Consider the following 22,426-nt stretch of genomic DNA (forward strand, 5'->3'; position numbering starts at 1 on the left):
ATAAAGAGGTGGAAATACTATGAGACAAAGCAATTTACTCATTCCTACGCTAAGAGAAGTTCCAGCAGAAGCAGACTTGAAAAGCCATCAATTATTGCTCAAAGCCGGATTTATTCGCCAATTGGCATCAGGAGTTTATAATTTCTTACCTTTAGGAAAAAGAGTGTTGCGTAAGGTTGAGAATATTGTAAGAGAAGAGATGGACCGTGCAGGTGCACAAGAGGTCCAAATGCCAGCCCTACAACCAGCTGAATTGTGGCAAGCAACAGGACGTTGGGATACAATGGGACAAGAACTTATGAGACTAAAAGATCGTCATGAGCGTAATTTTGCACTAGGGGCTACACATGAAGAAGTGGTCACAGCATTAGTAAGAGATGAAGTTAATTCATATAAAAAATTACCTTTTTCGTTATATCAAATTCAAGCTAAATATAGAGATGAAAAACGCCCGAGGTTTGGTTTGTTACGTGGTAGAGAATTCTTAATGAAAGATGCTTATTCATTTCACGAAACATATGAATCATTAGATGAGACGTATGACGTTATTTTTAATGCCTACAAACGAATTTTTGAGCGTTGCGGACTTAACTTTAGAGCCGTTATTGCTGATTCTGGAGCGATGGGTGGTAAAGACACTCACGAGTTTATGGTGTTATCTGACGTTGGTGAAGATATTATCGCTTATTCTAATGAATCAGATTTTGCTGCTAATATTGAAATGGCTCCAGTTGTTTCAAATTATGAAAAATCAACTGAAGCTCCAAAGTCATTAGAAATAGTTGAAACCCCTAACGCTAAATCTATGCAAGAGGTGGCAGATTTTCTTAAACATGATTTGAATCAAGGTATGAAAGCAATCATGTTCAAAGTTGATGAGAAATTTGTTTTAGTTGTAACACGTGGAGATCATGAAGTTAACGATGTTAAATTAAAGAATTTGTATGAAGCGGATATCGTTGAACTTGCTACTGAACAAGAAACAAAAGAAGTTGTTGGTGCAGGCTTTGGTTCACTTGGTCCTATTAATGTTTCAGAAGATGTAGAAGTTGTCGCTGACCATGCAGTTCAATACTTAGTTAATGCAACATGTGGAGCAAATGAAGACGGGCACCATTTCAAAAATGTAAACCCAGAGAGAGATTTTACTGTGACTCAGTATGCTGATTTACGCTTTATCCAGGAGGGTGATTTGTCACCTGATGGAAAAGGAACCATTGAATTTGCAAGAGGTATTGAGGTTGGGCATGTATTTAAACTTGGAACTAAATATGCCGACGCTTTAAATGCTACCTTTTTAAATAAAGAAGGACGAGCACAAACCTATATAATGGGTTGTTACGGCATTGGAGTTTCTAGAACGTTAGCTTCAATTGTCGAGCAGTACCATGATGAACAAGGAATTGTTTGGCCGAAAGATTTAGCACCTTTCCAAGTTCATTTAATTAACCTAAATGTTAAGAAGGAAGAACAAGTTGAGCTTTCAGATCAATTATATAATCAACTACTTAATTCAGGAGTAGATGTATTATACGATGATCGACCAGATCGAGCTGGAGTTAAATTTAACGACAGTGATTTAATAGGCATTCCATATCGTGTCGTTGTAGGCAAGCGAGCTTCAGAAGGTTATGTGGAATTGAAATACCGTGAATCTGGTGAACAAGAAGATATTCATATAGATGAATTGCAAAAACATCTTAAAAATCTTTTAGCTTAACAATCTCTCAAATTATAAACCGCCTTTGGAATACTCATGCTGCCAAAGGCGAGTTTTTTGTTTTGATAATAATAGAATTAAGGCGGGGAATCATGATGGACCTTAGTAAAAAAGAGAAATTAAACCTCTTATTAAATCAAATTGGAATTCCACAAGAACTAATCGATTCGGAATTTCAAGATGCTTACTTAGAAAAGCTAGCTCTACTAAAAGAGGAGAAGGTATGGCAATTCCATATTCATAAGAGCAGGCCTTTTACCTGCGAAGCAATTGAAGTTTTTAATGCACGTTTATCTGATGCTTTTCATCATATTGCTAAAGTAGATGTTGTCATCAATACAGATGAAAAAGAATTAGATGAACACTCATTAAGTTCATACTGGTCATTTTTCATTAACTCCGTTCATGATTTATTTCCTGCATATAAAGAGTACATATGTAACCAATCACCAACTATTAATGGTGCGCAGCTCACTATTTATGCAAGAAATGAAACCGAAGCTCAAATGATGAAACGGAAGATCGAACCTTTATTTCAGGAATTTTGTTCAAAAAGTGGTTTAAAAAGTTACCAACTACATTTTGAAATCTCAAAAAATGAAGAAGCGTTTCAGGAGTTTCAAAAACAGAAGAAAGTAGAAGAACAAAATTATATCGAACGTGCTATAAAAGAGAAAGAAGAACGTGCTAAGCAAAGTAAAGAAGATCCACATGTAAATCTTCCACTTAAAATAGGACGTGATTTTCAAGATGAGGCAGCACCTATTAGAGATATTTTAGAAGAAGAAAAGAGTATGGTGATTCAGGGTTATATCTTTGATGTTGATATAAGAAATCTTAGATCTGGTCGTGACTTGTTAATTGTGAGTCTTACAGATTACACAGATTCGATTCAAATAAAGATGTTTTCAAAAGGTGATGAACAAAAAGAACTGTTTAAAAAGGTTAAAGAAGGCAATTGGGTTAAAGCCCGAGGAAGCATTCAAACGGACACATTTACTAATGAGCTCATGATGATGGGAAATGATCTTTATGAAGTTGCTCCTAAAGAAAGAAAGGATCTCTCACAAGATAAGAGAGTGGAGTTGCATGCTCATACCACAATGAGTACCATGGATGCTACTGTTTCGGCCTCTAATTTAATTGAACGGGCAGCAAAATGGGGCCATTCTGCAATAGCCATTACGGACCATGCCGTTGTACAAGCTTTTCCTGAAGCTCATTCTGCTGGTTCAAAGCACGGTGTAAAGGTGTTGTATGGACTTGAGGCTAATTTAGTGGATGATGGGGTTCCTATTGCATACAACCCTGATCCTGTAGATTTGAATGAAGCAAACTATATTGTTTTTGACGTTGAGACGACAGGACTGTCTGCTGCCTATGATAAGATAATTGAACTCGCTGCTGTAAAAGTGTATCAAGGGGAGATTATTGATCGGTTCGAACGGTTTGCGAACCCTCACCAAAAATTGAGCCAAACAACCATTGATTTAACAGGTATAACGGACGATATGCTAATCGGAGCACCTGAAATTGAAGAAGTCATGAGAGATTTCCATGAATGGATGGGAGACGACATTCTAGTTGCTCACAATGCTAGTTTTGATATCGGCTTTATTAACGCGGCTTTCGAGAGAATGGCTATTGATAAAGTAACAAACCCTGTGATTGATACATTGGAGTTAGCCCGGTTATTATATCCTGAGCTCAAAAATCATCGACTTAACACATTGTGTAAACATTTAAACATAGAATTAACTCAACACCATAGAGCTATTTATGATGCCGAAGCGACTGGTTATTTATTATGGAGTTTAGTGAAATCAGCAATGGAAAAAGACATGTTTAAACATGATGAATTAAATCGGCACGTAGGTGAAGGGGATGCTTATAAACGATCGCGTCCTAATCATGCAATTTTACTTGCCAAGACTCAAGAAGGCTTAAAAAATTTATTTAAACTTGTTTCATTATCACATGTTGATTATTTTTACCGAGTTCCAAGAATTCCGAGATCTAAACTCGTTGAGCATCGTGAGGGTATAATGGTAGGTTCAGGATGTGATCAAGGTGAATTGTTTGATACCATCGCTTTGAAATCTGAAGATGAAGCGGAAAAGGTTGCGGAATTTTATGACTACATTGAAGTACAACCACCAATGAATTATTATCATTTAATCGAAAAAGAACAAGCTCAATCCATTGAACATATTAAACAGCTCATTAAAAAGCTAGTTAAAATTGGTGAAAAGTTAAACAAAAAAGTAGTCGCAACAGGAAATACTCATTATTTAGATAAGCATGAAAAAATTTACCGTAAAGTATTAGTTGCATCACAAAGTGGTAATCCGCTTAACCGCCAGACTATGCCTGATGTCTATTTCAAAACAACTAACGAAATGCTAGAGGATTTTGCATTCCTAGGTGAGGAAAAAGCTAAAGAAATTGTTATTGAAAATACGAACTGGGTATCTGAACAAATTGATGAGATCAAACCAGTTAAGGATGACCTATACACTCCTAATATTGACGGAGCAGATGAAGAAATTAGAGATACATGCTATAACAGAGCGAAATCTATTTACGGTGAGAATTTACCAGATATCGTGGTTAACCGTTTAGAAAAAGAGTTAAAAAGTATTATTGAAAATGGCTTCTCTGTTATTTATTTAATTTCGGAAAAACTTGTTAAAAAGTCACTGAACGATGGATATTTAGTAGGGTCCCGTGGTTCTGTTGGATCATCATTTGTCGCCACGATGCTTGATATTACTGAGGTTAACCCGTTACCACCACATTATGTCTGTGATGAATGTAGTTACTATCACTTCTACAATGACGGGTCTGTGGGTTCAGGTTTTGACTTACCAGAAAAAGACTGCCCAGAGTGCGGCCACGCCTTAACAAGAGACGGCCAGGATATTCCGTTTGAGACCTTTTTAGGGTTTAAAGGTGATAAAGTTCCCGATATTGACTTAAACTTCTCAGGTGAGTATCAACCTAAAGCTCACCAGTATACGAAAGTATTATTCGGTGAAGACAATGTCTATCGCGCCGGAACAATTGGTACAGTTGCAGAAAAAACCGCCTTCGGATATGTGAAGGGCTACGCGCAAGATCATTCATTAATGTACCGTCAAGCTGAGATATCACGTTTAGTTAAAGGATGCACTGGAGTGAAGCGGACGACTGGACAGCATCCAGGTGGAATCATTGTAGTACCTGATGATCAGGAAATTTATGATTTTACACCTATTCAGTTCCCAGCAGATGACCGGAATTCAGAATGGAAAACAACACACTTTGATTTCCATTCTATTCACGATAATTTATTAAAACTAGATATACTTGGACACGATGATCCGACGGTTATTCGTATGCTTCAAGATTTAACTGGTATTGACCCTAAAGATGTGCCTACCAATGATCCTGAAGTAATGAAAATCTTTGAGGGTCCAGATCCATTAGGTGTAACCACTGATCAAATTATGTGTAAAACAGGAACATTAGGTGTTCCGGAGTTTGGAACACGATTCGTTCGTCAAATGCTTGAAGATACCAAGCCATCTACTTTTGCGGAGCTTGTTATCATTTCAGGTCTTTCTCACGGGACTGACGTTTGGTTAGGCAATGCCCAAGAATTAATTAATGATGGGATCTGTGAAATTGGTGATGTCATTGGTTGCCGAGACGATATTATGGTTTACTTGATGCACCAAGGATTAGAGGCGTCACTTGCCTTTACCATTATGGAGCATGTTCGTAAAGGTAAAGGTCTATCTGATGAATGGATTGAAGAAATGAAAAAACACGGAGTGCCTGACTGGTACATTGAATCGTGTAAAAAGATTAAATACATGTTCCCTAAAGCACACGCTGCTGCTTATGTCTTAATGGCAGTTCGAATTGCTTACTTTAAGGTTCATTACCCAATAGAATTCTATGCTGCTTATTTTACTGTTAGAGCGAGTGATTTTGAATTAGATACAATGGTAAAAGGGTCAGATGCGTTAAGAAGCAGGATTGAGGAAATCCTTGATAAGGGTAACGATGCCTCACCAAAAGAAAAGAGTTTGTTAACCGTATTAGAGTTAGCATTGGAGATGTGTGAAAGAGGTTATTCGTTCCAAAGAGTTGACCTTTATCGTTCTAAGGCCAGTGAGTTTATTGTAGACGGTGACACTTTGATTCCACCATTTAATGCAGTAGACGGTCTGGGGACTAATGCCGCCATCAATATAGAAAAAGCTAAAGAAGATGGTGAGTTCTTATCAAAAGAAGATTTACGTGAACGAAGCCGTATTTCTAAAACTGTGTTAGAATACTTAGATCAACACGGTTGTTTAGAAGGATTACCAGATCAAAACCAATTGTCACTATTCTAAACCATTTGCATTTTATTGGTTCTTATGGTATATTTTCAATTGGTTAAGTAAAAGATACGGTAAAGTAAGAAAGAGTGGGCCCTTTCCCACTCTTTCGTTTTATCTTTCCCTGCTGGTATATACAGCAGGGAAATTTAATGAAGAGATGATTTAACTAATAAATGATATAGTGTCGAAGAAAGATGTGAAAAAGGAGGCATACTTTTGAGCAAAAAGATTGTAGATTTAACTGAGGAGTTAGTTCAACCTATAGTAGATGAAATGAACTTAGAATTAGTTGAAGTTGAGTTCGTAAAAGAAGGAAATAATTACTTTTTGCGCGTATATGTTGATAAAGAAGGTGGAATCGACATTGAAGAATGCGGAAAAGTAAGTGAACAGTTAAGTGAAAAATTAGATGAAGCGGACCCAATTGAGCAAGCTTACTTCTTAGAAGTTTCATCACCTGGGGTTGAACGTCGGTTAAAGAAACGTTCTGATTTTGAACGCTTTGTTGGCTCACATATTTATGTGAAAACTTATGAACCAATTAATGGTGATAAGGAGTTTTATGGAGATTTAATTAGTTTTAAAGAGGATACTATTACACTTGAAGTAAAAGAAAAGACTAGAAAAAAAGAAATAGAAATTCCATATAAAAAAGTTGCAAAAGCCAACATAGCTGTAACATTTTAATTGAGGAGGTAAGTCTGTTGAGTTCGGAATTATATAGTGCAATAGAATACTTGTCAGAGGAAAAAGGGATTGACCGAGAAATATTGTTAGAAGCCTTAGATGCAGCATTAGTTTCCGCATACAAAAAGAATTTTAATTCAAGGACAAATGTTCGTGTGGAGCTAAGCGAAGGTGCAGAGATGAAAGTGTTTGCTAGACTAGAAGTAGTCGATGAAGTCATGGATGACCAATTGGAAATAAGCATAGATGAAGCAAAGGCTATGGATCCATCTTATGAAGTTGGAGATGTTGTGGAAAAGGAAGTAACGCCTAGAGATTTTGGTCGTATTGCAGCACAGGCAGCAAAGCAAGTAGTTACCCAGCGTGTGAGAGAAGCTGAACGTGGAGTTATCTATAATGATTTTATCGATCGTGTTGATGATATTATGACTGGTAAAGTTCAGCGTAAGGATCAGAGATTTTTATACATCCATTTAGGCAAGTTAGAAGGTAAACTTCCTTTTAATGAAATCATGCCAAACGAAACATACGATATTCATGATCGTGTGAAAGTTTATGTTACACGAGTTGAAAACACTGGAAAAGGTCCACAGGTGTTCGTTTCTAGAACGCATCCAGGCCTATTAAAAAGATTGTTTGAGATGGAAGTTCCTGAAATCTATGAAGGAATTGTAGAGATTCGTTCAGTTGCAAGAGAAGCAGGAGACCGTTCTAAGATTAGTGTTTATGCAGAGGACCCAGAGATTGATCCTGTTGGCGCTTGTGTTGGCCAGCGTGGTCAGAGAGTTCAGACAATTGTTGATGAATTAAAAGGTGAAAAAATTGATATCGTTCAATGGTCAGAAGACCCTGTTGTTTATATCTCAAATGCTTTGAGTCCTTCACAAGTTGTTGAAGTTTTAGTTGATGAAGAAGATCATGCAACAACAGTAATTGTTCCAGATCATCAATTATCCTTAGCAATTGGCAAACGTGGCCAAAATGCACGTTTAGCAGCTAAGTTAACAGGCTGGAAAATTGATATAAAAAGCGAATCAGAAGCTAGAGAAGCCGGATTATTAGACGCAGATCATGACGACTTAGAAGAATAGGAGGAATGACTGTGGCTAAGAAGAAACAACCTTTAAGAAAATGTGTAGTAACTCAAGAAATGTTACCTAAAAAAGATTTAATACGAGTTGTTCGAAATAAAGAAGGCGAAGTTTTTGTAGATGAAACTGGTAAGATGAACGGCAGAGGAGCTTACTTGAGTAAACGTGCTGAGGTCATTGAGCGCGCCCAAAAAACACAAGTCTTAAATAGACAGTTAAATGCTCAGGTTGATGAACACATCTATGATGAGCTAATAGAAAAAGTAGGAGATTCTTAATGTCTCAATATTTGAACTTATTAGGATTAGCTCAGCGCGCAGGAAAGATAAGTCTTGGTGAGGACAATATATTAAATGATATTCGTTCAAATCAAGCAACGTTAGTCTTAATTGCAAGTGATGCTTCTAGTAACACTAGAAAAAAGCTTACAGATAAATGTCACAGTTATCAAATACCTTACCGTATTGTTGGGAATAGAGAAGAAATTTCGCATGCATTAGGTAAATATGACCGAGTCGCTGCAGCTATTAAAGACGAAGGATTTACTAAAAAATTCTTGCAATTGATTGACGATTAATCACGGGGGTGAATGTATGAAAAAAATGCGAGTATATGAATACGCAAAACAAAATAACTTATCAAGTAAAGAAGTTATTAACCATTTGAAGGAATTAAATATTGAAGTATCAAATCACATGTCGACGATCACTGAAAATGCGATTCGTCAACTTGATGAACGTTTAAATCCATCATCTAAAGAAGAACCTAAAAAGCCTGAACAACAGAAACAAACTCAAAAATCTGGTCAACAAGCAAATCAAAAGCAGAACCATCAAAAAAATACTAATCACAAACCAAACAACCAGAAAAACAATGATCATAAGAAGAACCATAAAAAGCAATCAAACCAAAATAAGAAACAACAAAAAGGAAAGCACAAAAATAGAAACAACCAGAAACCACAAAATCAACAGCCTAAACAAGAAGAACCAAAGAAAACACCTTCTAAAATAACCTATCAAGGTTCTCTTACAGTTGGTGAACTAGCAGAGAAGCTGAATAAAGATAGCTCTGAGATCATTAAAAAATTAATGATGTTAGGTGTAATGGCTACCAAAAACCAAAGCTTAGAACCAGAATCAATTGAATTAATTTGTGATGACTTTGGTGTGGAAGTGGAAGAAGAGGTAGTTGTTGAAGAAACAGATTTATTAAATTACATCGAAGAAGATACTCCAGAACAATTAGAAGAGCGACCTGCTGTTGTCACGATCTTGGGCCACGTTGACCATGGTAAAACAACCTTATTGGATTCAATTCGCCACACTAAGGTTACTGAAGGTGAAGCGGGTGGAATCACACAGCATATTGGTGCGTATCAGATTGAAACAGATGGCAAAAAAGTAACGTTTCTAGATACACCTGGTCACGCAGCCTTTACAAGTATGCGTTCCCGTGGTGCACAGGTTACAGATATTGCAATTTTAGTTGTAGCTGCTGATGATGGCGTTATGCCACAAACAGTTGAAGCTATTAACCACGCAAAAGCGGCAGAGGTACCAATTATCGTTGCGGTTAATAAAATGGATAAAGAAGGTGCAGACCCTAATCGTGTCATGCAAGAGTTAATGGAATATGAATTAGTGCCAGAGGACTGGGGTGGAGAGACAATCTTTGTTCCATTGTCAGCGATTCAGGGGGAAGGCATTGAAGACCTTCTAGAAATGATTAAGTTGGTGGCTGAAGTAGAAGAACTAAAAGCAAATTCTGATCGTCTAGCTGATGGTACGGTTATTGAAGCAGAATTAGATAAAGGTCGTGGACCTGTAGCTACATTTTTAGTTCAAAACGGAACACTTAAAGTCGGAGATCCGCTTGTAGTAGGTACAACATATGGTAAAATTCGTGCTATGTCTAATGATTTAGGTAAACGAGTTAAGGAAGCTGGACCATCAACTCCTGTTGAAGTGATCGGTTTACAAGATGTACCACAAGCTGGAGATCGCTTTGTTGTATTCGGTGATGAGAAAAAAGCTAAGAACATTGCTGAGTTAAGAAAACAAAAAGAAATTGAATCTCAGCGTGAAGATACTAGCAAAGTAAGCCTAGACGATTTATTTAAGCAAATCAAAGAGGGTGACGTTAAAGAAATCAATGTCATCGTTAAAGCTGATGTTCAAGGTACTGTTGAAGCACTGGCTTCATCACTTCAAAAAATTGAAGTAGAAGGCGTTAATATTAAAATAATTCATACAGGAGTAGGGGCTATTACAGAGTCAGATATTATTTTAGCTTCAGCTTCAAACGCCGTTGTAATTGGCTTTAATGTACGTCCGGATGCGAATGCGAAACGAACAGCTGAGCAAGAGAAAATTGACATTCGCCTACACCGCGTCATTTATAAAGTTATTGAAGAAATTGAAGCAGCAATGAAAGGTATGCTTGACCCAGAATTTGAAGAAAAAGTAATCGGTCAGGCTGAAGTTAGAGAAACATTTAAAGTTTCTAAAGTAGGTACGATTGCTGGTTCTTATATTACGGAAGGTAAAATCACTCGAAATTCGGGTATAAGAGTTATTAGAGACGGGGTTGTCATCTTTGAAGGTGAGATTGATTCATTAAAACGTTATAAAGATGATGCAAAAGAAGTTCAACAAGGTTATGAATGTGGTATAACTGTGGTAAACTATAATGACCTTAAAGTTGGAGACATCATTGAAGCGTATGTGATGAAGGAAATTGAACGTAAATGATTGGATATGTTTATGTAGAATGTATGCTTTATGATGCTCATTCACTTAAAGGGAAACGTTCTATAATTAAACAAATCATCCATCAAACCCAGAACAAATATAATGTCAGCATTACAGAATTAGATTTCCATGATCTTTGGCAGCGAACAGCATTTGGTATAGCTGTTGTTGCGAAGGAAAAAGTGATGGCAGAGAAATCATTACAAGAGGTTATTCGCTCGATTGAAAGGCGAACAGATTTAGAAGTCACCATTGTTGAATATGAGTGGCTTTAACCTCTAAGTTTTTTGAGGTGGTTAACATGAGTAATATTCGATCAAATCGAGTAGCTGAACAGATGAAAAAAGAGTTAGGTGACATTTTATCACGTAAGATTAAAGATCCTCGTGTAGGTTTTGTGACCGTTACTGATGTTCAAGTTACTGGTGATTTACAGCAAGCTAAAGTGTTCATTTCAATCTTCGGAGACAAACAACAAAAAGAGGATACTCTTGTTGGTCTAGCTAAATCAAAAGGGTTTATTCGTTCAGAAATTGGAAATCGTATTAGATTAAGAAAAGTGCCTGAACTATCGTTTGAAATTGATGAAACGATTGAATACGGTAATAAAATTGAACGAATCATTCATGATTTGAATGATGAGCAATGAGGAAAACTGGACTTACCGTAATCTAAATTTGACGGTAGTCTAAGTCTTTCTTATTTTAAATCTTTTATAAAACTAAAAATTCTTAAAGTAAAATCAAGGATAGACATTGCGTCTATCCTTTTAGATTGTTATCGAAGAATCTAGGAGGTTACACAATGGATGGAGTCATTTTACTCAATAAACCTAAGGGTGTGACGTCACATGATTGTGTTTACAAAATTAGACGTTTACTGAAAACTAAAAAGGTGGGCCACACTGGTACATTAGATCCAGATGCAACAGGTGTGTTACCCATTTGTATAGGTAAAGCGACTAAAATCTCATCTTTATTATCAGGACAATCTAAAGAGTATGAAACAGAAATTTCTTTAGGTAAATCCACCACAACTGAAGATCAGTCTGGCGAAGTCATTCGAACGTTACAAGTAAACCCTAACCTTTCGATTCAAGATTGTGAACATACCTTAAAAACATATATTGGTTCGATTACACAAATCCCGCCTATGTATTCAGCAATAAAAGTAAACGGGAAGAAATTATATGAGTATGCTAGAGAAGGCATTGAGGTTGAGAGACCTGCACGTGAAGTCTATATTCAATCGATAGATATGTTATCAAAGAAGATTAATTGGTATAATAATGATGACGCACGTTTTAAGTTTCTAGTAAATTGTTCAAGTGGAACATATGTTAGAACGCTATGTGTGGACATAGGTAATTCTCTAGGTTATCCTGCCCACATGAGTGAGTTAAAGCGCACTAAAGTAGGGGATTTTTCGTTATCTGAATCGATCACGCTAGACCGCCTAGAATCAATTGTTAATGATGGTGAGAAAGTTCCGATGATCAGTATGGCTAATGCCTTAGACTTACCTTCTATAACGGTATCAGATGAGGAAGCTACTCGGTACAGACATGGACAAGTATTAAACTATCCTAAACGAGTAGAAGGTCAGTCTATGTTTAAAGTGATGAGTTCTGAAGGAGATTTAATTGCGATTTATAAGCCGCACCCTTCTAAACATGGGGAAGCTAAACCATTTAAAGTATTTCAATGATTAAAGTTGGTGAAAGTATGCAAATAATAAATTTAAGTTACCCAGACCATTATCAGCTAGATATTGAACCAACAAGCGTTGCCGTCGGGTATTTTGATGGAGTACATAAAGGTCATCAAGAAGTAATCAATAAGGCTATTAAAGAATCTGAAAAACAGAACATTAAAAGCGCCGTGATGACATTTAATCCGCATCCATTAGAAGTAATTAAGAAAGAGCCATTAAAAGACTTTTTAATTACTAGTCTAAATGAGAAAGAGAAAATATTAGAAAATCTTAATATTGATTATCTTTTCGTTGTGACATTTAATAAAGAGCTTGCTCAATTGTTACCAGAAAATTTTGTTCAAAAATTCTTTATTGATTTAAATGTTAGACATGTCGTAGGTGGTTTTGATTTTTCTTTTGGTCATAAAGGAGCAGGGAAAATTCAAAACATGGATCAATACTCTAAAGGTAAGTTAAGTTATTCAGTAGTAGATAAAGTGACTTATGAAGGAGATAAAGTAAGTTCTACAAGGATCCGGGATTTATTAAATGAAGGAAACATGTCTCTTGTTTCTAAGTTATTAGGTAGGCCATTTACTTTAAAAGCCAGAGTGGTTCACGGTGAAAAAAGAGGGAGAGAGATCGGTTATCCGACCGCTAATTTAGGCATTGATCCTTCACACAAATTACCTAAAATAGGTGTTTACGCGGTAAAAGTTAGCTATCATGATCAAACATATTACGGTATGGCTAATATTGGATTTAACCCTACATTTGTTGATGATCTTTCACAGCCTTTAGTAGAAGTGCATATTTTTGATTTTAATCAATCTATTTACGATGAACATATAGAAGTTGAATTCCATCAATACATTAGATCTGAAGAAAAATTTAGCGGAGTTGATGAATTGATATACTATATGAAGCAAGATGAACGAGATACTAAAAATTTCTTTCAAATTCTAAACTAATATGACTTGCATTTTTAGTAAAAAAAATGTATCGTAGTAATGTAATTAAACAACCTTGTTCTTGGCATTTCGAATCACCGACGAATGCGAGGAGTAAGGGGATTATAAAATAGGAGGTGTTAAAGGATGGCAATTACACAAGATCGCAAACAGGAGCTAATTAATGAGTTCAAAACTCATGACAACGACACTGGTTCACCAGAGGTACAAGTAGCTATCCTAACTGAGCAAATCAACACGTTAAACGATCATCTACGTGAGCACAAGAAAGACCACCACTCACGTCGTGGATTGATGAAAATGGTAGGTAGACGTCGTCATTTATTAAACTACTTACGTAACAAAGACGTCCAACGCTATCGTGACTTAGTTAACAAATTAGGACTACGTAGATAAACGAAAAAGCGGGGGATACCCGCTTTTTCTTTACTTTTACATAGTTTTACAGTTTTGAGAGGGGTATTAAACTATATGTCCAATGAAATGAAATCATTTACCATTGATGTAGCAGGTAGAACATTGACGTTTGAAATAGGAGAAGTAGCTAAACAAGCTAATGGTGCGGCAATGGTTCGTTATGGTGACACTACTGTACTCGTTGCTGCAACCGCTTCAAAAGAGCCAAAAGATCTACCTTTCTTTCCACTTACCATCAATTATGAAGAGAAATTATATGCCGTCGGAAAAATCCCGGGAGGGTTCATTAAAAGAGAAGGCAAGCCGAGCGATAAAGCAGTTCTATCTTCAAGATTAATTGACCGACCAATTCGTCCATTATTTCCAGACGGATTTCGTAATGAAGTACAAGTGATCAGTACAGTTATGAGTGTAGATCAAGATTGTTCTTCTGAAATTGCTGCTATGATTGGTTCATCACTAGCTCTAAGTATTTCAGACATTCCATTTGATGGTCCAATTGCAGGTGTGAATGTTGGAAGAGTCAATGGCGAGTTCGTCATTAATCCAACGGTTGAACAGGCTAAGGAAAGTGATATTGATCTAACAGTTGCTGGTACTAAAGATGCGATTAATATGGTTGAAGCAGGTGCTGACGAAGTGCCTGAAGACGTCATGTTAGAAGCTATTATGTTTGGTCACGAAGAGATTAAACGTATAGTTGCTTTTCAAGAAGAAGTCATGAATGAAGTTGGAAAAGTGAAAACGGAAGTAAAACTATTTACACCAGCTGAAGATGTCGTAAAAGAAGTAACTGAATTAGCAAAAGATGAATTGATAGAAGCTATTCAAACATTTGATAAAAAGCAACGAGAAGAAAACATCGATGCTGTTAAAACTAAAATCGTTGAAAAATATGAAGATGATGAAGCAGAAGATGACTATATTTCTCAAGTTAAATCCGTTTTAGACAAACTGGTAAAAGATGAAGTCAGACGCTTAATTACTGAAGAAAAAGTACGCCCAGACGGACGTAAAGTCGATGAAATCAGACCGTTATCGTCAAGAACAAGCGTATTACCTCGGACACATGGTTCTGCTATGTTTACACGCGGGCAAACTCAAGCACTAAGTGTTTGTACTCTAGGTGCATTAGGTGATGTACAAGTTCTTGATGGGTTAGATTTAGAAGAAGAGAAGCGTTTCATGCATCATTATAATTTCCCTCAGTATAGTGTCGGGGAGACTGGACCAATACGTGGGCCAGGTAGACGTGAAATAGGGCACGGTGCATTAGGTGAACGCGCTTTAGATCCAATTATTCCAAGTGAAAAAGATTTCCCTTATACAGTCCGTGTTGTATCTGAGATTTTAGAATCAAACGGTTCCACTTCTCAGGCAAGCATTTGTGCAAGTACAATGGCAATGATGGACGCTGGTGTACCAATTAAAGCACCTGTTGCAGGGATTGCTATGGGACTTGTTAAATCAGGAGAAAATTACACAGTTTTAACTGATATTCAGGGTATGGAAGATGCTTTAGGCGATATGGACTTTAAAGTTGCCGGTACATCTAAAGGTGTTACAGCACTGCAAATGGATATTAAAGTTGACGGATTATCTCGTGAAATTCTTGATGAAGCGTTAACTCAAGCTAAAAAAGGTAGAATGGATATTTTAGAGCATATGATGAGCACAATTTCTGAACCTAAAGAAGAGTTATCAGAGTATGCACCAAAAATTGAATCGATAAATATTAATCCAGATAAGATTCGTGACGTCATTGGCCCAAGTGGTAAGCAAATCAATAAGATTATTGAAGAAACTGATGTTAAAATTGATATTGAACAAGATGGAACAATCTTTATCTCTTCACCTGATCGAGATAAAATTGCACAAGCTAAGAAGATTATCGAAGATTTAGTTCGTGAAGTTGAAGTCGGTCAGATTTATTTAGGTAAAGTTAAACGAATTGAAAAGTTTGGAGCATTTGTTGAACTGTTTAGTGGTAAAGACGGCTTAGTTCATATTAGTGAATTAGATGAAAAACACGTAAAAAATGTAACAGATGTTGCGAACATTGGTGATGAAATGTTAGTTAAAGTTAAAGAAATTGATCGCCAAGGAAGAGTTAATCTTTCTAGAAAAGCAGCCTTACAAGAACAAGAAGCTAAAGAAAGTCAGTAAACAGAGCTGGTAAAACCAGTTCTTTTTACTGTTAATTAAAGATTTTACTTGGCTATAGCCAAGTTTTATTTTTGAAGCAAGTTGAATGAATACTCAGTCATATTTTGAAATCATATATAAAAATATTTTTAATAAGAGAGGGGGATTTAATAAATGATTAACCGTCATGAACTTTCGAACGGTATTCGTGTGGTTGAAGAATATCTTCCATCATTAAGATCAGTTTCAATTGGGATATGGATTCTTTCTGGTTCTAGGTATGAAGTTGACCAAAATAACGGAATTTCACACCTTATCGAGCACATGCTTTTTAAAGGAACTTCAACCAAATCCGCGCGGGATATAGCTGAAGCATTTGATGCTATTGGCGGACATGCTAATGCTTTTACGTCTAAAGAATACACATGTTTGTATGCAAAAGTAATGGATCAGCACGCTGATTTTGCTTTGGAATTAATGTTTGATATGATTTTTGACTCCACTTTTGATGAAGATGAGATTGAACGAGAGAAAAGTGTTATTTATGAAGAAATTGCGATGACTGAAGATACGCCTGATGATATTATTCATGATTACTTACATGATATAAGCTTTAAACAGCATCCATTATCAAAACCTATTTTAGGAGAACATAAAACATTAGAATCAATAACAAGAGAGAATATTTTAGACTATAAGGAGCAATTTTATACTTCAGATCGAATTGTCATTTCAGTTGCAGGTAACGTCACGAAAGAATTGTCAAAGAAAATCCAAAAATTATTTTCTAATGTCCCAAATTCAACATCTAATGAAGATCTACTAATGAAACACTATTCGAATGACTCTATAAGAAAAGAAAAGGATACAGCCCAAGCACATTTATGTTTAGGTTATAAAGGCGTTCCAGTGGGTGATGATCAGATTTATGATATTAATATCTTAAATAATGTACTTGGTGGAAGTATGAGTTCAAGATTGTTTCAAAGAATTAGAGAAGATTTAGGACTGACGTATACGATATTCTCTTACCATAATGCTTTTCGTGATAATGGGTTAATGACTATTTATGGGGCAACAACGGTTGATCAAATGCATCAACTAGAAGAAGAAATATATATAACAGTCCAGAACATTAAACAAGAAGGAATTACAGATAAAGAGCTTTATAACACTATTCAGCAATTAAAAGGTAATTTAGTGTTAGGATTAGAGAACCCTAATAGTCGTATGCATCGAAATGGAATGAATGAATTATTGAATCAGCCACATTTAACTTTAGATGAATTAATTTATAAATTCGAACATATTTCAAGAGACGACATAGTTACTTTAGCAGATCAAATATTTAATAATTCTCCATCTAAAGCATGTATTCTTCCTTTAGACGTATAATGTATTAGAGGTGATGAATCATGCGTTATAATGATTTAACGGGAAAAGAGTTAATTGATGCGTACAAGGGTGAACGTTTAGGAATTTTAGGTCACACAGATCTAGAAATTAATCCGGAAACTGGTCGTATTGAATCAATCGTTATTCAAGATTTTTCAATGTTAGGTTTAAAAAAGGGCGATACGAATTCTAAGATTAAGTGGAAAGATATAGAGGTCATTGGAGAAGATATGATCATCGTTAAACCAAATAAATCTTGATGTCTATAAACTGATTCTCAGGCTTCGAGAGTCAGTTTTTTTATTTTGTCATTTTTACTTCTTATAAATCTTGTAATCACTTTTTTTGGGCCATGACATAAGATATATTGGGCTGAATGACGTAAGCGAGGTGATATGGATGTTAACTGGAAAGTCAATATTAGTAATTGGCGGTGATGCCCGGCATGTTGAGATGATGAAGCAGTTAATTGAAAAGGATGCGACTGTGTATGCAGTAGGATATGAGGAATTAGACGATGAAATTGATGGCCTATTTTTAACTGATTTAGATCACATTCCTAAAGAAAAAATAGATGCCATTATATTACCTGTAACTGGTTTAGATCAGAAAGGTTATGCTGAAGGGCATTATGCAGAGTCATCTCCACAAATTTCTGAGGAGTGGTTAGAAGGATTCTCAGATCAATGTTTATTGTTTACAGGAATTATGACGCCATATTTAAGTGAACTGAATACTTTTCAAGACAGGATTATTAAATTGTTCGATCGTGATGATGTTGCGATCTATAATTCAATCCCGACAGCTGAAGGAACCGTGATGTTTGCCATTCAGCAAACTGATTTTACAATCCATAATTCAAATGTAACGATTTTAGGTTTAGGTCGTGTCGGCAAAACATTGATTAATACTTTTAAAGGATTAGGAGCAAATGTATCAGTTTACTCAAGACACGATGATGAACTGGCCCGAATTTTTGAATATCAAGCAACGCCACTTCGTTATGATGAGTTAGAAGACTCGCTAAATAATTGTAATATTCTTATTAATACGATCCCAGCTTTAATCGTAACACCTTCTTTAATTAGTGCACTTCCTAAAGATAGTCTCATTTTCGATTTAGCTTCAAAACCAGGTGGGGTTGATTTTCGTTTTGCAAAAAAAAGAGGAATTAAAGCAATATTAGCACCTGGATTACCAGGTTTAGTGGCACCTAAAACAGCCGGAATGATTCTGGCTCGTGTCATTCACAACATCATACTAGAAAAAGCTTAGAAAGGAGCTTGAACTCAATTGGATTTAAAAGGAAAACGAATTGGATTTGGGTTGACTGGATCTCATTGCACGTACGATGCAACTTTTCCTGAATTGCAAAGATTAATGGATCTTGGAGCAGAGGTTGTTCCAATTGTATCCTATACAGTTCAATCAACGGATACGAAATTTGGTGATGCTGCGGATCATTTAAATAAAATAAAAGACATCACACAGAAACCTCTTATTTCATCAATTCCTGAAGCTGAGCCTTTAGGACCAAAAGAACCGTTAGATTGTATGGTAATTGCTCCTATGACAGGGAACTCTTTAAGCAAATTTGCCAATGCATTAACAGACTCTCCTGTTTTAATGGCAGCTAAAGCAACTTTACGGAACCGTAAACCTGTGGTATTAGCTATTTCTACTAATGATGCAATAGGTCTAAATGGTACTAATCTAGCAAAACTGTTAGCAGCAAAAAATATTTATTTTGTACCATTTGGTCAAGATGATCCAGCTTCAAAACCGACCTCTTTAGTTGCGCATATGAACTTACTTGCAGAAACGATAGAAAAAGCGATAGAGGGCGAACAATTGCAGCCAATATTACGAGAATACTAGATAAACTACTTTAAGAAATTTTTAATTGTGTTAAAATGACGTTAAAGTGTTCGAGGAGGGAATAAACATGGCAGACAATAAACAATATCATGTAGCAGTAGTTGGAGTAACTGGAGCTGTTGGTCAAAAAATGTTAGAAATGCTGGAACAAATTGATTTTCCGGTTGAAAAATTATATCCATTAGCTTCTAAACGCTCCGCTGGTAAAAAGGTAACATTTAAAGGGGAATCTATCGAAATAATAGAAGCGACACCAGAGGCATTTAAAGGTGTTGATATCGCATTATTTTCAGCAGGCGGATCTGTTTCTAAAAAATTAGCACATGAAGCAGTAAAACACGGTGCTGTTGTTATAGATAATACAAGTGCGTTCAGAATGGATCCTGATGTACCATTAGTTGTACCTGAAGTTAACCCAGAGGACATTCAAAAACACAATGGAATTATCGCTAATCCAAACTGCTCAACTATTCAAATGGTTGTAGCACTTGAACCAATACGTCAGAAATATGGTTTAAGTCGTGTCATTGTATCAACCTATCAATCTGTATCAGGTGCTGGTAATGATGCAGTTGAAGAATTGAAGGGTCAATCACAAGCTCTATTAAACGATGAAGAGCCTGAAACAAATATATTACCAGTAAAATCAGAGCCAAAGCATTATCCTATTGCATTTAATGCGTTACCTCAAATTGATGTTTTTGAGGATAATCATTATACGTTTGAAGAAATGAAAATGATTAACGAAACTAAGAAAATTATGCATAATGAGGACCTTAAAGTTGCAGCAACTTGTGTTAGATTACCTTTCTTCTATTCACATGCTGAAAGTGTCTACATTGAGGTAAATGATGAAAAATTAACAGTTGAAGATTTACAAAACGCCTTGCGAGATCAAGAAGGATTAGTGCTTGAAGATGATATTAATAATCAACTTTATCCAACCCCTTTATCAGCAGAAGGTAAAACAGATGTGTTTGTTGGTAGAGTTCGTAAAGATTTAGATGTTGATCACGGCTTCCATTTTTGGGTCGTTTCAGATAACTTATTAAAAGGTGCAGCATGGAACTCAGTTCAAATTGCACAAAAACTGATTCAGCAACCTGGAGGTCTAAAATGACTGTAATCGTTCAAAAGTTTGGGGGAACATCCGTTAGAGATGAAGATGTTCGATCTCTAGCAATTCAGCATGTTAAAAGTGCTGTTGATCAAGGTCATCAAGTTGTAGTCGTTGTATCAGCTATGGGGCGTAAGGGTGAACCTTACGCCACTGATTCTTTACTTGATTTAATACAGTATCCTGACCATCAAGTTTCTCAAAGGGAACTTGATCAATTAATGTCTTGTGGTGAAATTATTTCATCTGTTGTTTTTGCAAATGAGCTTAGGAATCATGGTTTATCAGCTACATCAATTTCAGGAGCTCAAGCTGGAATTATGACAACAAGTGATTTCACTAATGCTAGGATTGAAAAAGTAAATCCTGATCTAATAAACACCTTGTTTAATACAAATCAAGTCATTGTAATAGCTGGATTCCAAGGTCAGGATAGTTTTGGCTATATGACCACCCTTGGCAGGGGAGGGTCTGATACATCTGCTGTCGCACTAGGAGCAGCACTAAATGCTCAGTTTGTGGATATATTTACTGATGTGGATGGTATTAAAACAGCTGACCCGAGGTTAGTGAAGCATGCCGAAACATTAAAAGCGATGACTTACAGCGAGATTGTACATCTAGCTTATGAAGGATCTAAAGTAATACATCCTAGAGCAGTCGAAATAGCAATGCAGGAAAAAATTCCGCTTAGAGTACGCTCAACCTATTCTAATGATGAAGGAACTTTAGTGACATCGAAGGTAAATAGTTCAATAGATCGCTCAATTCAAGATTCATTAGTAACAGGTATAGCTCAAGTGTCTGGGCTATATCAAATTAATGTTGATGCGCAAGAAAATTTGATTGAACTACATGAACGTGTTTTTGCTCAACTAGCTGAAGCAAGTATTTCCGTAGACTTTTTTAACATTTCATCAAAAGGGATTACATTTACAGTACCTAAAGATAAATGGAAGTTAACACAATCCATTATGGATTCAATGGATTTGAGTTACACTATAGAAGAAAACTGTGCAAAAGTGTCAACAGTAGGTGCTGGAATCCAAGGTGTACCAGGGGTGGCCTCTAAAATCGTAACAGCATTGGCAACAAAAAATATTCAAATTTTACAATCTGCTGATAGTCATACGACTATTTGGGTATTAATTAAAGAGAAGGACTTAGAAGCAGCAGTCAATGCTCTTCATGATAGTTTTTTAGGTAAGGAAGGAGATTAATCATGAATTTTGGAAAGGTCATTACGGCTATGGTCACACCCTTTGATGATCAAAATGAGTTAGATCTAAAGCGTACTGAAGCTTTAGTTGAACATTTAATCAACAACGGTTCTGATGCATTAGTAGTCGGAGGTACTACAGGTGAATCACCAACACTATCTAAAGAAGAAAAATTAACTCTTTACAAACATGTTGCGGAAGTAGCAAATGGACGCATTCCTGTTATTGCGGGTACGGGTAGTAATAATACAAAAGAAACCATTGAATTTACTCAAAAGGTTGAATCAACTGGTGTAGATGCAATTTTGTTAGTTGCACCATATTATAATAAACCAAATCAAGAAGGTTTATATCAGCATTTTAAAACGATTGCTGAATTAACTAACTTACCAATTATGCTATATAATATTCCAGGCAGAACATCTGTAAATATGTCAGTTGAAACAATCGTTAAATTATCAAAAGTTCCTAACATCGTAGCGGTTAAAGAATCAAGTCAAGACTTACTAGCCATTACTGAAATTGTTGCTCAAACAGATGATGACTTTAAGTTATATAGTGGTGATGACGGTTTTACATTGCCGATTGTATCTGTTGGTGGCGATGGAATTGTATCAGTTTCAGCTCACCTTTACGGAAATGAAATGCAAGAAATGGTGACGTCTTATTTTGATGGAGACGTAACTAAAGCTACACAACTCCATCAGCAATTGTTACCTAAAATGAAAGCATTATTTAATGCTCCATCACCAGTTCCAGTGAAAACTGCATTAAATCAAGCAGGTGTCTCTGTTGGTTCTGTAAGATTGCCATTAGTACCATTAACATCTGAAGAAGAAAAGCAGTTAAAAGAAGCATTACAATAATTATTAACGTGATCTGAAGACTCTATTCTAAATGAATGGAGTCTTTTTGTATGAACATCTGGCATTTGTAAACACTAAATGGCAAAGGTAGGTGGATA

20 protein-coding genes are annotated in these 22,426 nt (G+C 36.1%); all 20 read left to right on the top strand.

Features of this window, described 5'->3' with window-relative positions; all coding sequences use genetic code 11:
• Positions 1–19: 19 nt before the first annotated feature.
• The 20 genes from ACFSW4_RS05495 to dapA all read left to right on the top strand — a co-directional run bounded on the left by ACFSW4_RS05495 (position 20) and on the right by dapA (position 22,328).
• A complete protein-coding gene (locus ACFSW4_RS05495) occupies positions 20–1,720 on the top strand; it encodes a proline--tRNA ligase (RefSeq protein ID WP_377327974.1) in 1,701 nt (566 codons plus the stop codon).
• Between the two features lie 95 nt (positions 1,721–1,815).
• The gene (locus tag ACFSW4_RS05500; RefSeq protein WP_377327976.1) at positions 1,816–6,105 is read left to right on the top strand and encodes a PolC-type DNA polymerase III; all 4,290 of its coding nucleotides are present in this window, start codon (positions 1,816–1,818) and stop codon (positions 6,103–6,105) included.
• A 204-nt stretch (positions 6,106–6,309) separates the two neighbouring features.
• Entirely contained in the window at positions 6,310–6,780 is a 471-nt protein-coding gene (rimP, locus tag ACFSW4_RS05505; RefSeq protein ID WP_377327978.1) for a ribosome maturation factor RimP, read from the top strand.
• A gap of 17 nt (positions 6,781–6,797) precedes the next feature.
• Positions 6,798–7,871 (top strand): transcription termination factor NusA, encoded by a 1,074-nt coding sequence (gene nusA / locus ACFSW4_RS05510; RefSeq protein WP_377327980.1) that lies wholly within the window; start codon positions 6,798–6,800, stop codon positions 7,869–7,871.
• A gap of 5 nt (positions 7,872–7,876) precedes the next feature.
• Positions 7,877–8,149: an RNase P modulator RnpM gene (rnpM, locus tag ACFSW4_RS05515; RefSeq protein WP_377327982.1), complete on the top strand. Its 273-nt coding sequence runs from the start codon at positions 7,877–7,879 to the stop codon at positions 8,147–8,149.
• Positions 8,149–8,448, top strand: coding sequence for a L7Ae/L30e/S12e/Gadd45 family ribosomal protein (locus tag ACFSW4_RS05520; protein WP_054751465.1), 300 nt, complete (start codon positions 8,149–8,151; stop codon positions 8,446–8,448). The genes rnpM and ACFSW4_RS05520 overlap by 1 nt, the downstream gene beginning before the upstream one ends.
• A 16-nt stretch (positions 8,449–8,464) precedes the next feature.
• Positions 8,465–10,624: a translation initiation factor IF-2 gene (infB, locus tag ACFSW4_RS05525; protein ID WP_377327984.1), complete on the top strand. Its 2,160-nt coding sequence runs from the start codon at positions 8,465–8,467 to the stop codon at positions 10,622–10,624.
• Positions 10,621–10,899: a DUF503 domain-containing protein gene (locus tag ACFSW4_RS05530; RefSeq protein WP_377327986.1), complete on the top strand. Its 279-nt coding sequence runs from the start codon at positions 10,621–10,623 to the stop codon at positions 10,897–10,899. Before infB ends, ACFSW4_RS05530 begins: the two co-directional genes overlap by 4 nt.
• A gap of 26 nt (positions 10,900–10,925) precedes the next feature.
• Positions 10,926–11,273, top strand: coding sequence for a 30S ribosome-binding factor RbfA (gene rbfA / locus ACFSW4_RS05535; protein ID WP_054751461.1), 348 nt, complete (start codon positions 10,926–10,928; stop codon positions 11,271–11,273).
• A 155-nt stretch (positions 11,274–11,428) separates the two neighbouring features.
• Entirely contained in the window at positions 11,429–12,331 is a 903-nt protein-coding gene (truB, locus tag ACFSW4_RS05540; RefSeq protein ID WP_377327988.1) for a tRNA pseudouridine(55) synthase TruB, read from the top strand.
• A gap of 17 nt (positions 12,332–12,348) precedes the next feature.
• The gene (locus ACFSW4_RS05545; protein ID WP_377327990.1) at positions 12,349–13,290 is read left to right on the top strand and encodes a bifunctional riboflavin kinase/FAD synthetase; all 942 of its coding nucleotides are present in this window, start codon (positions 12,349–12,351) and stop codon (positions 13,288–13,290) included.
• A 126-nt stretch (positions 13,291–13,416) separates the two neighbouring features.
• The gene (gene rpsO / locus ACFSW4_RS05550) at positions 13,417–13,686 is read left to right on the top strand and encodes a 30S ribosomal protein S15 (RefSeq protein ID WP_054751455.1); all 270 of its coding nucleotides are present in this window, start codon (positions 13,417–13,419) and stop codon (positions 13,684–13,686) included.
• Between the two features lie 75 nt (positions 13,687–13,761).
• Complete coding sequence (gene pnp / locus ACFSW4_RS05555; protein WP_377327992.1) at positions 13,762–15,873, top strand: polyribonucleotide nucleotidyltransferase; 2,112 nt, start codon at positions 13,762–13,764, stop codon at positions 15,871–15,873.
• 153 nt (positions 15,874–16,026) lie between these two features.
• The gene (locus ACFSW4_RS05560) at positions 16,027–17,247 is read left to right on the top strand and encodes a M16 family metallopeptidase (RefSeq protein ID WP_054751453.1); all 1,221 of its coding nucleotides are present in this window, start codon (positions 16,027–16,029) and stop codon (positions 17,245–17,247) included.
• A gap of 20 nt (positions 17,248–17,267) precedes the next feature.
• Positions 17,268–17,507 (top strand): YlmC/YmxH family sporulation protein, encoded by a 240-nt coding sequence (locus ACFSW4_RS05565; RefSeq protein ID WP_054751451.1) that lies wholly within the window; start codon positions 17,268–17,270, stop codon positions 17,505–17,507.
• A gap of 139 nt (positions 17,508–17,646) precedes the next feature.
• Positions 17,647–18,522: a dipicolinic acid synthetase subunit A gene (gene dpaA, locus ACFSW4_RS05570; protein ID WP_377327994.1), complete on the top strand. Its 876-nt coding sequence runs from the start codon at positions 17,647–17,649 to the stop codon at positions 18,520–18,522.
• Between the two features lie 18 nt (positions 18,523–18,540).
• A complete protein-coding gene (gene dpaB, locus ACFSW4_RS05575; RefSeq protein ID WP_377327996.1) occupies positions 18,541–19,125 on the top strand; it encodes a dipicolinate synthase subunit B in 585 nt (194 codons plus the stop codon).
• 67 nt (positions 19,126–19,192) lie between these two features.
• Positions 19,193–20,245, top strand: coding sequence for an aspartate-semialdehyde dehydrogenase (locus ACFSW4_RS05580; protein ID WP_377327998.1), 1,053 nt, complete (start codon positions 19,193–19,195; stop codon positions 20,243–20,245).
• Positions 20,242–21,462 carry an aspartate kinase gene (dapG, locus tag ACFSW4_RS05585; RefSeq protein ID WP_377328000.1) on the top strand — a complete coding sequence of 407 codons (1,221 nt, stop codon included), beginning with the start codon at positions 20,242–20,244 and terminating at the stop codon, positions 21,460–21,462. Before ACFSW4_RS05580 ends, dapG begins: the two co-directional genes overlap by 4 nt.
• Entirely contained in the window at positions 21,462–22,328 is an 867-nt protein-coding gene (gene dapA, locus ACFSW4_RS05590) for a 4-hydroxy-tetrahydrodipicolinate synthase (RefSeq protein WP_054751449.1), read from the top strand. Before dapG ends, dapA begins: the two co-directional genes overlap by 1 nt.
• Positions 22,329–22,426: the final 98 nt, after the last annotated feature.

Source organism: Piscibacillus salipiscarius (assembly GCF_042685285.1).
Classification (GTDB): domain Bacteria; phylum Bacillota; class Bacilli; order Bacillales; family Alkalibacillaceae; genus Piscibacillus; species Piscibacillus salipiscarius.